The sequence below is a fragment of the Streptomyces zinciresistens K42 genome (assembly GCF_000225525.1).
GTDB lineage: Bacteria > Actinomycetota > Actinomycetes > Streptomycetales > Streptomycetaceae > Streptomyces > Streptomyces zinciresistens.
Genome location: NZ_AGBF01000020.1, coordinates 1 through 12,657, shown reverse-complemented (window position 1 = coordinate 12,657; position 12,657 = coordinate 1). Strand labels below are relative to the sequence as shown.

Sequence of the window (12,657 nt, the reverse complement as noted above, 5' to 3'; positions counted from 1 at the left end):
GTGGCCGCGGGGCGTTCCACGAGGACTCCAAGCCTGACCGCTGTCAGCGAACTTGGTCCCTCAGGAGGCCCGCATGTCCCCGCACGCCACAGGCCGGCGCCGCGTCCACCGTTTCGTAGCAGGCGGTGTACCCCTTGCCGTGATCGCGGCACTGGCGGCCGCGGGACCGGCCGCCGGTGCCGGGGGGTCGCACGGCGGTGGTGACCGGCATGGCAGCGCCGAGGTCGTAAGGACGGCGACGCTCGGCGACATTCCGCTCGGCGCCTTCAGCAACGGCCTGCTGCCCGGCACTGTGAGCGACGACCGGGGCGTCGACCTGGGCGGCATCGGCAGCGACATCTACCCGGCGGGCCGCAAGGACGAGTTCTGGACGGTCACCGACCGCGGCCCGAACGGTCAGATCAAGGTCGACGGCACGAAGCGGCGGACGTTCCCCGTGCCGGGTTTCGATCCGGCGATCGTCAAGATCCGTCTGGCGGGCGGCAGCGTGAAGGTGCTCGACGCGATCCCGGTCACGACCGCGTCCGGCAGGCCGGTCACCGGACTGTCGAACCAGCAGCGTGACGAGGCGCCGTACTCGTACGACGCCCGGACTCCGCTGGCGTACAACCCCAACGGACTGGACACCGAGGGCATCGTGCGGTCGCCGGACGGCAGTTTCTGGCTCACCGACGAGTACGGGCCCTCCCTCGTGCGCGTCTCCGCGCGCGGGAAGGTGCTCACGCGGTACGTCCCCAAGGGGCTGGGCCTCAAGGGTACGGACTATCCGGTGGTGGAGGCGCTGCCGTCCGTTCTGTTGCAGCGCAAGATCAATCGCGGGTTCGAAGGGCTGGCGCAGCTGCCCGGAGGCGATCTGGCCATCGCCGTACAGAGCCCGTTGTCGCTGCCGGACACCGACGCCGGGGAAGCCTCGCGTACGACGCGGCTGCTGCGGTTCTCGCCGAAGAAGAAGGCGGTCACCGCCGAATTCGCGTACCGCTTCGACCCGGTGGGCGTGGTCGACCCGGGTGAGGACGACACCTCGGAGCTGAAAATCTCGTCGGTGGTGGCCGTGGGCGGGGACAGGCTGCTCGTCGAGGAGCGCACGGACAGGACGGCCCGGCTCCAGTTGGTGCGCCTGGACCGCCGCGCGAACATCCTCGGCAGTGCCTGGGACGACACCACGACATCGCCCTCGCTGGAGCAGCTCGACGATCCGGCCGCCTCCGGGGTGCCGGTGCTGGCCAAGCGCCTGGTGGTGGACCTGGGCAAGGTCCCCGGAGTCCCCGGAAAGATCGAGGGCATCGCGCGCGTGGACCGCGACACCTTCGCGCTGATCAATGACAACGACTTCGGGATGACGGACGGTACGGGTGCCTTCGACGCACAGGGGCGGCTCGTCGACAGCGGTATCGAGACGTCGGTGACGTACGTGCGCCTGCCGCACGGCATCTGAGCACGACAACACCCACCGGCTGACGGGCGGTACGCGTGCGCGTGCCGCCCGTCAGCCCTCTGCCTTCTGCCTTCTGCCATCTGTCGGCTGTCCGCTGTCCGCTAGGGCAACTCGCCGTCCAGGGAAGGCAGCAGCGACTCCAGGCCGCTCGGCAGGTTGGTCGGGAAGCCACTGGGCAGGTCCGTCGGGAATCCGGAGGGAAGATCCGTGGGGAAGCCGGACGGAAGGCCGGTGGGGAAGCCGGACGGAAGCGAGGTCGGCGGCTTGCCGGGCAGTTCCGTCGGGATGTTCAGGGAGGGCCCGGGTGTCCCGCTGGTGCCGGAGCCACCCGGAGTCTTCTCATCGGGCGAGTCGTCACCGCCGGTCAGGATCAGGACCACCGCCACGACGGTCACGAGTGCGACGATCGCGACGACCAGGACGACAAGGGGGCTGCGACGCCTGCCCGGCCCGCCGTCGCCCTCCCCGGGCGGCCAGCCGCCGTACGCGGGCGGGCCGTTGTCCCCGGGAGGCTGTCCGTGGCCCCCGGGTGGCGAGCCGTACCCGCCGGTCGGGGAGCCGTGGCCCCCGGTAGGTGTTCCGAAGCCGCTGCCCGCAGGAGGTGTGTCACCCGGGGGTCCTGGCGGCTGAGGCGGTACGGGCGGCATGGCCATGGCGTCAAGGATCACCTCGGACGCGCCGGACCGCGACCCCCGTGCGGAAGTTGATACGGCACCGCGGCATGGACCGCACGGTTCCGGAACATTCGAGGCGCCCCGCGCGCGGGCTTCGCGCACTCCCCCGCGTCAGGAGCGCGCGCACCGGGAACGGCACCGCCCACGACCCGGTCAGGTCGCACACGGTGCCGTCAGTCCCCCGGTCTCGACGGTGCCCTCCGTGCCTCAGGTCACGCCCGCCCACACGTCGGCACGCGCGCGCGTGGTCTCAGCCACGGGCACCCAGGAGGTGGTCCATCGCCAGCTGATCGAGGCGCTCGAAGGCCATCCCGCGCGCGCCGGCCGCTTCGATGTCGAAGTCCTCGAAGGCGGAGCGGTCCGCGAGCAGCGCCTTGAGGCCGTCGGCGGCGGTCGGCTGCGCCAACTGGTCGAGCCGTGACGCGGTCAGGGCCTCCCGGACCTCCGGGTCGGCGCGGAATGCCGCCGAACGCTCCTTCAGGATGAGGTAGTTGCGCATGCAGCCTGCGGCCGACGCCCACACCCCGTCCAGGTCCTCGGTCCGCGGCGGCTTGAAGTCGAAGTGGCGGGGCCCGGTGTAGCCGGCGCCCTCCAGGAGGTCGACGAGCCAGAAGGCGGCGCGCAGGTCTCCGGCGCCGAAGCGCAGGTCCTGGTCGTACTTGATGCCGGACTGGCCGTTGAGGTCGATGTGGAACAGCTTGCCCGCCCACAGGGCCTGCGCGATGCCGTGCGGGAAGTTGAGCCCGGCCATCTGCTCGTGGCCGACCTCCGGGTTGACGCCGTACAGCTCGGGGCGCTCCAGACGCTCGATGAACGCGAGCGCGTGGCCGACCGTGGGCAGGAGGATGTCGCCACGCGGCTCGTTCGGCTTGGGCTCGATCGCGAAGCGCAGGTCGTAGCCCTGCGAGGTGACGTACTCGCCGAGGAGGTCGAACGCCTCCTTCATGCGGTCGAGTGCCACACGGACGTCCTTGGCCCCGCCCGACTCGGCGCCCTCTCGCCCGCCCCAGGCGACGTAGGTCTGCGCGCCGAGTTCGGCCGCGAGGTCGATGTTGCGGATCGTCTTGCGCAGGGCGTAGCGGCGCACGTCGCGGTCGTTGGCCGTGAATCCGCCGTCCTTGAAGACGGGGTGCGTGAAGAGGTTGGTGGTGGCCATCGGCACCTTCATGCCGGTCGCGTCGAGGGCCTCGCGGAAGCGTTTGACGTGCGCCTCACGCTCGGTGTCCGAGGATCCGAAGGGGATCAGGTCGTCGTCGTGGAAGGTGACACCGTGGGCGCCGAGCTCGGCCAGGCGCTGCACCGTTTCGACGGGGTCGAGCGCGCGGCGGGTGGCGTCGCCGAAGGGGTCCCGTCCCTGCCAGCCGACGGTCCACAGGCCGAAGGTGAACCTGTCCTCGGGGGTGGGCTGGTAGCTCATGCCTCGGCTCCTTGCTCGCTGGCTGCGGCTCGCCAGAACTATTTCGTCATGGCGCTTTACAAATTAGTATGCGCACGCGTCCCTGGGAAGGGACAAGATGTCCCCAAAGGGGGTGTGGTCCGGGTCGCAACTCCTCGGGCACCCTCGAAACAGCAGGTCAGATGCCGCACAGCCGCATAAGGGAGAGCCCGATGTCAGCAGCCGAGGGTCCGCTCGTCGTCGGCGTGGACACGTCCACCCAGTCCACCAAGGCCCTGGTCGTCGACGCGTCGACGGGACAGGTCGTCGCGAGCGGCCAGGCACCGCACACCGTGTCCTCGGGCGCGGGCCGCGAGAGCGACCCCCGTCAGTGGTGGGAGGCCCTGTGCGAGGCGCTCGCCCAGTGCGGCGACCCCGCGCGCGAGGCGGCGGCGGTGTCCGTCGGCGGACAGCAGCACGGCCTGGTCACCCTGGACGGGCGGGGCGATCCGGTGCGTCCGGCCCTGCTGTGGAACGACGTGCGCTCGGCGCCGCAGGCCCGCCGGCTGACCGGGGAACGGGGCGGGGCGAAGTTCTGGGCGGAGCGCACGGGCTCCGTGCCGACCGCTTCCTTCACGGTCACGAAGTGGGCCTGGCTGGCCGAGAACGAACCGGAGTCCGTCCGGGCCACCAGGGCCGTACGCCTCCCCCACGACTACCTCACGGAACGGCTCACGGGCGAGGGCACCACCGACCGCGGTGACGCCTCGGGCACCGGCTGGTGGGCGTCGGGGACGGAGGCGTACGACGCCGAGATCCTGGCGCACGTGGGCCTGGACGCGGCGATGCTCCCGCGCGTGGTGCGGCCCGGCGAGGTCGCGGGCACCGTGCGCGACAGCCACGACCTGCCGTTCTCCAAGGGCACCCTGGTCGCCTCCGGTACCGGTGACAACGCCGCCGCGGCGCTCGGCCTCGGGCTGCGTCCCGGCTCACCGGTGCTGAGCCTCGGCACGTCGGGCACGGTGTACGCCGTGTCCCGGCGGCGCCCGGCGGACCCGACGGGCACGGTGGCGGGATTCGCCGACGCGCACGGCGACTGGCTGCCGCTGGCCTGCACCCTGAACTGCACGCTCGCCGTGGACCGCCTGGCGACCCTGCTGGGCCTGGACCGGGAGGCCGTGGAACCCGCCACCGGCCTCACGCTCCTGCCCTACCTGGACGGCGAGCGCACCCCCAACCTCCCGAACGCCTCCGGTGTGCTGCACGGTCTGCGCCACGACACGACCGGGGGCCAGCTCCTCCAGGCCGCGTACGACGGTGCCGTCCACGCCCTGCTCGGCGCACTCGACCTGGTCCTGGACGAGGACGCCGACCGCTCGGCCCCGCTGCTGCTGATCGGCGGCGGCGCCCGGGGCGCCGCCTGGCAGCAGACCGTACGACGGCTGTCGGGACGCCCCGTGCAGGTGCCCGAGGCCAGGGAGCTGGTCGCGCTCGGTGCCGCCGCGCAGGCCGCCGGACTGCTGACCGGTGAGGACCCGGCCGCGGTGGCACGGCGCTGGAACACCGCGCGCGGGCCGGTCCTGGACGCCCTGGAGCGGGACGGCGAGACCCTGGCGAGGATCAGCGGGGTACTCTCCGACGCGGCCCCGCTGCTGCAGCGGCGGCCCGAGGCGCACTGAGGACTGACGGAGGCATGACCGCACCGCTGCACAAGGCACGGCCGGCCGGCGCCGGACGTGCCCTGCCCGACACCCAGCAGGGCATGCGCCGCCGCAATCTCGCCCGGGTGATGCACACCGTGAGCGCCGCGGGCACGCTGTCCCGAGCGGCTGTCGCGTCCCGGATCGGGCTGACGCGCGCCGCGGTGTCCACCCTCGTCGAGGAGCTGATCCGGACCGGGCTGCTGGAGGAACTCGGCCCCGAACGGCCGGGCCGGGTGGGCCGACCCGGGTCGGCGCTCGCCGTCAGCGGCCGCGGTCCGGCGGGGATCGGCGCGGAGGTCGGCGTCGACCATCTCGCCGTCTGCGCGGTCGACCTGCGCGGCGAGGTGCGGTCCACGGCGACGCGGCACGGCACGAACCGGGGCCGCGCAGTCCAGCCGGTCGTCGACGAACTGCGCGAACTGGTGCGCGGGGTCGTCGCTGAGGCAGAACGGGCGGGGTTGTGGCCCGCCGGTCTGGCCGTCGCCGTGCCGGGTCTGGTGGCGCGGGACGCCCGTACCGTCGTGCGCGCGCCGAACCTCGACTGGCGCGACACCGACCTCACAGGCCTGCTCGACGTTCCGTTCCCGCTGAGCGTCGGCAACGAGGCCAACTTCGGCGCGCTCGCCGAACTGTGGCTCGGTGAGGGCACACCGCGCGACTTCCTGCACGTCTCGGCCGAGATCGGGATCGGCGCGGCGGTGGTGGTGGACGGGGGTCTGCTGCACGGGACCCGCGGCTTCGCCGGTGAACTGGGCCACGTGCCGGTCCGGCCGGACGGACCGGAGTGCCCGTGCGGGTCGCGAGGATGCCTGGAGCAGTACGCGGGCGAGGAGGCGGTGCTGCGCGCGGCCGGACTGGGGCCGGGCGCGGACCGGGTCGGGCTGCTCGCGGAGCGGGCGGCCGCCGGCGACGCGGACGTACGGCGTGCGCTGCGTGACGCGGGGACCGCGCTCGGTGTCGCGCTGACCGGTGCGGTGAATCTGCTCGACCCCGAGAGCGTGGTGCTCGGCGGTGCGCTCGCCGCGCTGGCGCCCTGGCTGCTGCCGTCCCTGGAATCCGAGCTGGACCGCCGTACGGCGGGCCCGGCCTGCCCGGTCGCGGTGTCCCGGCTGGGCTCGGAGGGCCCTCTGCTGGGTGCCGCGCACTCGGTGGTGCGGGCGGTGCTGGACGATCCGGGGGTGGTGGCGGAACGGGGTGAGCCGAGGATGGGGCCGGGGTCCTCCCTCTGATGCCGTCCGGCCGCCGCTCCAGGCCGAGTTCACTCCTGTGAGTGAGGAAGTTATCCACAATCACGTCGCTGTCCACGGATCTCCGGACCGTTCCTCTGCCCGACGGGTCCGCACCGTACCGTGATGCACACGAGGCGCTGCCGCCGTGAGGTGGGCAGGCACGGCGCGTCGGCGTGAATGAGGGGGATTCACGCACTCCTCGGCGAACCCTCCCCCGACCGGCCACCGCGGAACGGAGTTGTGCAGCGATGAGCGACCCCAGGATCCTGACCGTACGCCCCGAACCCGGCGAGTACGCCTGGACGTTCGGCGGAGCGCCGCCCGTTGCGCGCATCGCGCCGGGCACGGTGCTCGACCTGTACACCGAGGACTGCTTCGGCGGACGTGTGCGGTCGGAGAAGGACCTCGTGTCCGAGATGTGCGAGTTCCCCTACCTCAATCCGCAGACGGGTCCGTTCCACATCGAGGGTGCCGAGCAGGGAGACACCCTCGCCGTGCACTTCGTGTCCGTCGAACCGGCCCGGGACTGGGCCGCGTCGACGACCGTCCCCCTGTTCGGCGCCCTCACCTCCACGCACACCACGGCCACGCTGCAGCCGCCGCTCCCCCAGACCGTGTGGATCTGGCAGCTCGACCGGACACGGCGGACCGCACTGTTCCGGGCTCACGACAGCGACATCGAGGCCGAGCTGCCGATGGACCCGATGCACGGCACCGTGGGGGTGGCCCCCGCCAACCTGGAGGTGCGCTCCGCCCTCGTGCCGGACGCCCACGGCGGGAACATGGACACCCCCGAGATGCGGGCGGGCGTCACCTGCTACCTCGGTGTGAACGTCGAGGGCGCGCTGCTCAGCCTGGGCGACGGGCATGCCCGCCAGGGCGAGGGTGAGACCTGCGGAGTGGCGGTCGAGTGCGCGATGAACACCGTGGTGATCGTCGAACTGCTCAAGGGGGTCACCACTCCGTGGCCCCGGATCGAATCGGACACGCACATCATCTCGACGGGATCGGCCCGGCCGCTGGAGGACGCGTTCCGGATATCCCAGGCGGATCTGGTGCGGTGGCTGGTGCGCGACTACGGATTCAGTGAGCTGGACGCGTACCAGTTCGCCACCCAGGCCGTCGAGTCACCGCTCGCCAACGTCTGCGACACCAACTACACGTGCGTGGCGAAGATCCGCAAGGAGTGGCTGCCCGCGCGGGAGACGTACCGGGCAGTGCACGCACGGCTGCGGGAGACTGCCGCGACCTGCGCTGAGGATCCGGGTGCGGCCCCACCGGCCCCGGCCCGCCCCGGTTCCCTCGGCCCTTGACGACACGGAAAGGCACCCTTTGGACCACACTTCACCCCGCCCCGCCAGACGCCTGATCCTCCAGGCCACCGCCCTCGCGGCCGTGCCGTACGCCCTGCTGCCCGGACCGCCGGCCGGGGCTCGTGCACCCGGGCCGGACCACCCGCCGGCGGAGTGGCGGCCCGCGAGCACCGCCAACTACACGAAAGGAGACCGTTCCGCGCCGCGCCCCGTCGACCGGGTGATCATCCACGTCACCCAGACCCAGTACACCAACACCCTGTTCGTCTTCGCGAACCCGAGAAAGAAGGTGTCCGCCCACTACGTCGTCCGGTCCGCCGACGGGCACACCTCCCAGTGCGTGCGCGAGTCGGACATCGCCTGGCACGCGGGAGACTGGGCCCACAACACCCGCAGCATCGGCATAGAGCACGAGGGCTGGGTGGACCGGCCCGACTACTTCACCGACGTCATGTACGAGACGTCGGCCCGACTCACGGCCGCGGTCTGCGCCCGTCACGGCATACCCACGGACCGCGCGCACATCATCGGCCACCACGAGGTGCCGGGCAGCGACCACACCGACCCGGGGCCGGGCTGGGACTGGAGTCGCTACATACGCCTGGTCAACGCGGTCTGAGGTCGCGCACGGCCACGCGGCCCGGCCGTCGTTCGGGTGAGCGCTGTCGAAGAGGTTGTCCGCGTGCGCGGCCGGAGTGACGATGTCCCCAGCCGCATCGCCTTCCGGGGAGGCCGAGTTGACCGATCCGTGGGTGGCCCTGGAGCCGGGCACCGACCCTGCCGAGCACATCCGCGTACTCCGGCGTGCGCACGAGACGTTCACCGCGGCGGGCACCGTGCCGAAGCCGGTGCGCGATGTCGTGGCCGCCTCGTGGCGGCGTTCCGCACGGGCCGGCGTCGGTCCGGACGGCACGGCGAGCGTGGAGCTGGTCGACGGAGACCTAGGCGCCTACCGCGCGGAGCACCCCCTGGCGAGGGTGATGCCCCTGATCCGGGAACTCATGGGCACGTTCGCCTCGGACGGGGAGCATCTCCTCGCCGTGTGCGACGCGCACGGCAGGCTGCTGTGGGTGGAGGGCCATCCGGCGACCCGGCGCAGGGCGGACGGGATGAACTTCGTGCCGGGTGCCCGTTGGGCCGAGTCGGTGATGGGGACGAACGCGCCGGGGACGGCGGTGGCCGTGGACCGTCCCGTGCAGGTGTTCGCGGCGGAGCATTTCATCCGCCAGGTGCAGCCGTGGACCTGTGCGGCGGCACCCGTGCACGATCCGAGGACGGGACGGGTCCTCGGGGCGGTGGACATCACCGGAGGCGACGGGCTCGCGCATCCGCACAGCCTCGGGTTCGTGCAGGCGGTCGCGCGGGCCGCCGAGTCCCAGCTCGCACTGCTCGTCCCACCGGAGGCCGGCCCCGAGGCACCCGAACTGTCCGCGCTGGGACGCGACGAGGCACTGCTGCTGGCGGAAGGCCGCACGGTCAGACTCAGCCGTCGGCACAGCGAGATCCTGGTGCTGCTGGCGCGCCGTCCCGAAGGGCTCACGGGTGACGAGCTGCTGTGCGCGCTGTACGAGGACGAGTCCGTGACGCCGGTGACGCTGCGCGCCGAACTGGCCCGCCTGCGCCGGATCCTGGGCTCCGGGCTGCTGGACTCGCGGCCCTACCGGCTCACGACGCCGGTCGAGTCGGATGTGACGATGGTCGAACGGAGGCTGGAGACGGGCTTGGTCACGGCAGCCGCGGCGGCCTACCGCGGACCGCTGCTGCCGGGCTCCCAGGCGCCGGCGGTGGTCCGGCTGCGGCGCCGTCTGGCCGACGGGCTGCGCATGGCACTGATCGCCCGCCGCGATCCCGACCTGCTGGCCGACTGGGCGCACGCGCCCTGGGGCGAGGACGATCTCGACGTGTGGCGGGCGCTGGCCGCGGTGCGCCCGACACCGGCGGTGTGTTCACGGCTGTCGGCCCTGGAGTCGGAACTGACGGCCCCGCCCGGCTGGGAGCGGCGTCCGCCGCGCTGACCGGACGGGGCCTGCGGAAGTGAGTGTGAGCCCACGGCTCGGGAGGAGGCAGGGGTTGCGCACGGCGCGGGGCGCCTGCGGAAGCCGCGGGCAGCGCAACGTACTTGCAACCTCGCCCTTCCTAGCCTCGCACCGGGAGCTGCCTGACGGCGGGCAGCGCTTCATCGGGAGGCAGAGCAGTATGACCCGTTACGCGGCGCCCGGCACCGAGGGCGCGATCGTCTCCTACCAGGCACGCTACGACCATTTCATCGGCGGTGAGTACGTGCCGCCGATCCGGGGGCAGTACTTCGAGAACCCCTCGCCGGTGAACGGACAGCCCTTCACGGAGATCGCGCGGGGCACGGCCGAGGACGTGGAGCGGGCTCTGGACGCGGCGCACGCGGCGGCACCCGGCTGGGGCCGGACGTCCGTGACGGAGCGAGCGGGCATCCTGTTGAAGATCGCCGACCGGATGGAGGCGAACCTGGAGAAGCTGGCGGTCGCCGAGAGCTGGGAGAACGGCAAACCGGTACGGGAGACACTGGCGGCCGACATTCCGCTGGCCATCGACCACTTCCGCTACTTCGCGGGCACGATCAGGGCGCAGGAGGGTTCGCTCGGCGAACTCGACGACGACACGGTGGCGTACCACTTCCACGAGCCGCTGGGCGTGGTCGCGCAGATCATCCCGTGGAACTTCCCGATCCTGATGGCGACGTGGAAGCTCGCACCCGCGCTGGCGGCGGGCAACGCGGTCGTCCTCAAGCCGGCCGAGCAGACTCCCGCGTCCATCCACTACTGGCTGAGCCTGGTCTCCGACCTGCTCCCGCCGGGCGTCCTCAACATCGTCAACGGCTTCGGGGTGGAGGCGGGCAAGCCGCTGGCGTCCAGTTCCCGGGTGGCAAAGGTGGCGTTCACCGGGGAGACCACGACGGGCCGGTTGATCATGCAGTACGCCTCGGAGAACATCACGCCGGTGACCCTCGAACTCGGCGGCAAGTCCCCGAACGTCTTCTTCGAGGACGTCTGGGCGGCGGACGACGACTTCCGGGACAAGGCCCTCGAAGGCTTCACGATGTTCGCGCTCAACCAGGGCGAGGTGTGCACCTGCCCCTCCCGCGCACTGGTCCAGCGGGGCAGCTACGCGGAGTTCATGGCGGCGGCGGTCGCCCGCACCGAGCAGATCACGACCGGCCACCCCCTCGACACGAACACGATGATCGGCGCGCAGGCGTCCAACGACCAGCTGGAGAAGATCCTCTCCTATCTCGACATCGGACGGCAGGAAGGGGCCAAGATCCTCACGGGCGGCGAACGCCTCGAACACGAAGGGGAGTTGAAGGGCGGCTACTACGTCCAGCCGACCATCTTCGAGGGCGACAACCGTATGCGGATCTTCCAGGAGGAGATCTTCGGTCCGGTGGTGTCGGTGACGTCCTTCGACGACTTCGACGACGCCATCAAGATCGCCAACGACACGCTGTACGGCCTCGGCGCGGGCGTGTGGACCCGGGACGTCAACACCGCGTACCGCGCGGGCCGCGCCATCCAGGCGGGCCGCGTCTGGACGAACTGCTACCACACCTACCCGGCGCACGCGGCGTTCGGCGGCTACAAGGGTTCGGGCATCGGCCGCGAGACGCACAAGATGATGCTGGAGCACTACCAGCAGACGAAGAATCTGCTGGTGTCGTACTCGCCGAAGAAACTGGGCTTCTTCTAGACACAGAAAAAGGGCGCCTGACCAGGGCAGATGCCCGGCAGGCGCCCTTTTCGGCGCACATCTAAGCAGCGAGCCGAAACACGCCCTTACTCCCGATATCTCCCACCCATATCCCAGCTCTGACCAGCAGTTCCGGGGCATTTCCGGGCCAAGGTCCCGCTAAGGCGCTCTCCGCATCGTCATCGTCCATCGCCTCCTCCCATCGCCGCATGGAGTCTTCGATCAGGGTGTTGGCGTGGTTCCGCGCATCAGCCAGGAACTTGGCGTAGTAGCGGAAGAGGACCTGGATGCTCTGCCCAGCCCGGCGCGCACACTCTGCGGGGTCGACGCCGGAGGCCAACCAGAAGGAGATGCCGGCGTGGCGCAGGTCGTAGGGACGCTTCGCCAGGTCAAGGGCGTGCTCGTCAAGCGTAAGAACAGCCTCACGCGCTCGCCCTCAGGTGATGCCGTACGCCGAGGCGTCGATGTAGTTCCCCTCTGCGTTGTGGAACAGGCGTCCGTCGGGTGCAACGCCGAAGCTTTCTATGTGTTCGCGCAACATGCGGACGAGCACTGGAGGAATTGGCACCGGGCGTGTCGCCTTGACTGCCCGCCGCTTCAGGGAGTGGATCTCGTGGACGGCGCCGTCATCCGTCCACTCCTTACCGGCAGTCACGACGCCGCCCTTCAGGTTCAGAAGGCCCCAGCCGCTCGCCGGCAGACGGCACTGGGATTTCTGTAGATGGATCACCTCGGCTGGGCGCATGGCGGCGTAGTACATGCAGCCGAAGAAGGCATACAGATGAGGGCCACGGCCGGGTAGGGCTCTGACTGCGGCTAGCAGTCGGGCAACCTGAGCCGGGTTCGGCACGCAGTCGGGATCGACTTCATCGGCGACTTCCGGCGCCGTCCAGCGAAGACCGATCAGCGGGTTCTGTGCGAAGTATCCGCGTTCAACGGCTACACCAAACACCTCGTTGACCGCAGCCTTCTTTCGCTTCACGGTCTTCCCTCTCTGACAGTCTCAACTGAGACACCCGGTTTGTCGGGTTAGTCTGGATGGGCGAGACAGGAGATCCCCTCAGTATGGCCAGCATCACCCCGATACCCGCCGCCGGTGACGATCCGGCGCCGAAGCCGAAGCGGCGGACGTTTTCCGCGGCGTACAAGCTTCGGATCGTTGCCGAGTACGACGCCGCCCCGGCCGGGGAGAAAGGCGCGATCCTGCT

General features: G+C 71.1%; 10 protein-coding genes. 7 read left to right on the top strand and 3 right to left on the bottom strand.

Annotated features, from left to right (window positions below):
* Positions 1–73: 73 nt before the first annotated feature.
* Complete coding sequence (locus SZN_RS09600) at positions 74–1,435, top strand: esterase-like activity of phytase family protein (protein ID WP_043729545.1); 1,362 nt, start codon at positions 74–76, stop codon at positions 1,433–1,435.
* Positions 1,436–1,536: 101 nt separating this feature from the next.
* Here SZN_RS09600 and SZN_RS42405 read toward each other — a convergent pair whose 3' ends face one another.
* Both SZN_RS42405 and xylA read right to left on the bottom strand, forming a co-directional pair.
* Positions 1,537–1,830 carry a hypothetical protein gene (locus tag SZN_RS42405; protein ID WP_007493746.1) on the bottom strand — a complete coding sequence of 98 codons (294 nt, stop codon included), beginning with the start codon at positions 1,828–1,830 and terminating at the stop codon, positions 1,537–1,539.
* 529 nt (positions 1,831–2,359) lie between these two features.
* Complete coding sequence (gene xylA, locus SZN_RS09585) at positions 2,360–3,526, bottom strand: xylose isomerase (RefSeq protein ID WP_007493744.1); 1,167 nt, start codon at positions 3,524–3,526, stop codon at positions 2,360–2,362.
* 191 nt (positions 3,527–3,717) lie between these two features.
* On the opposite strand from xylA, the gene xylB reads away from it, so the two are divergent.
* From xylB to exaC, 6 genes are all read left to right on the top strand, one after another.
* The gene (gene xylB, locus SZN_RS09580; RefSeq protein WP_007493742.1) at positions 3,718–5,163 is read left to right on the top strand and encodes a xylulokinase; all 1,446 of its coding nucleotides are present in this window, start codon (positions 3,718–3,720) and stop codon (positions 5,161–5,163) included.
* Between the two features lie 14 nt (positions 5,164–5,177).
* Positions 5,178–6,416 (top strand): ROK family transcriptional regulator, encoded by a 1,239-nt coding sequence (locus SZN_RS09575; protein WP_007493740.1) that lies wholly within the window; start codon positions 5,178–5,180, stop codon positions 6,414–6,416.
* A gap of 248 nt (positions 6,417–6,664) precedes the next feature.
* Positions 6,665–7,729 (top strand): acetamidase/formamidase family protein, encoded by a 1,065-nt coding sequence (locus SZN_RS09570; RefSeq protein ID WP_007493738.1) that lies wholly within the window; start codon positions 6,665–6,667, stop codon positions 7,727–7,729.
* A 19-nt stretch (positions 7,730–7,748) separates the two neighbouring features.
* Positions 7,749–8,348 carry an N-acetylmuramoyl-L-alanine amidase gene (locus tag SZN_RS09565; RefSeq protein WP_043729541.1) on the top strand — a complete coding sequence of 200 codons (600 nt, stop codon included), beginning with the start codon at positions 7,749–7,751 and terminating at the stop codon, positions 8,346–8,348.
* Positions 8,349–8,430: 82 nt separating this feature from the next.
* Complete coding sequence (locus SZN_RS09560) at positions 8,431–9,744, top strand: GAF domain-containing protein (protein ID WP_078508512.1); 1,314 nt, start codon at positions 8,431–8,433, stop codon at positions 9,742–9,744.
* 181 nt (positions 9,745–9,925) lie between these two features.
* Entirely contained in the window at positions 9,926–11,449 is a 1,524-nt protein-coding gene (exaC, locus tag SZN_RS09555; protein WP_007493732.1) for an acetaldehyde dehydrogenase ExaC, read from the top strand.
* Between the two features lie 436 nt (positions 11,450–11,885).
* Here exaC and SZN_RS42400 read toward each other — a convergent pair whose 3' ends face one another.
* Positions 11,886–12,431, bottom strand: coding sequence for a site-specific integrase (locus SZN_RS42400; RefSeq protein ID WP_244313325.1), 546 nt, complete (start codon positions 12,429–12,431; stop codon positions 11,886–11,888).
* Between the last annotated feature and the right edge of the window lie 226 nt (positions 12,432–12,657).

Coding starts and splice junctions, on each gene's coding strand:
- SZN_RS09600 (WP_043729545.1), top strand. CDS start 74: ATGTCCCCGCACGCCACAGGCCGGCGCCGCGTCCACCGTTTCGTAGCA.
- xylA (WP_007493744.1), bottom strand. CDS start 3,526: ATGAGCTACCAGCCCACCCCCGAGGACAGGTTCACCTTCGGCCTGTGG.
- xylB (WP_007493742.1), top strand. CDS start 3,718: ATGTCAGCAGCCGAGGGTCCGCTCGTCGTCGGCGTGGACACGTCCACC.
- SZN_RS09575 (WP_007493740.1), top strand. CDS start 5,178: ATGACCGCACCGCTGCACAAGGCACGGCCGGCCGGCGCCGGACGTGCC.
- SZN_RS09570 (WP_007493738.1), top strand. CDS start 6,665: ATGAGCGACCCCAGGATCCTGACCGTACGCCCCGAACCCGGCGAGTAC.
- SZN_RS09560 (WP_078508512.1), top strand. CDS start 8,431: ATGTCCCCAGCCGCATCGCCTTCCGGGGAGGCCGAGTTGACCGATCCG.
- exaC (WP_007493732.1), top strand. CDS start 9,926: ATGACCCGTTACGCGGCGCCCGGCACCGAGGGCGCGATCGTCTCCTAC.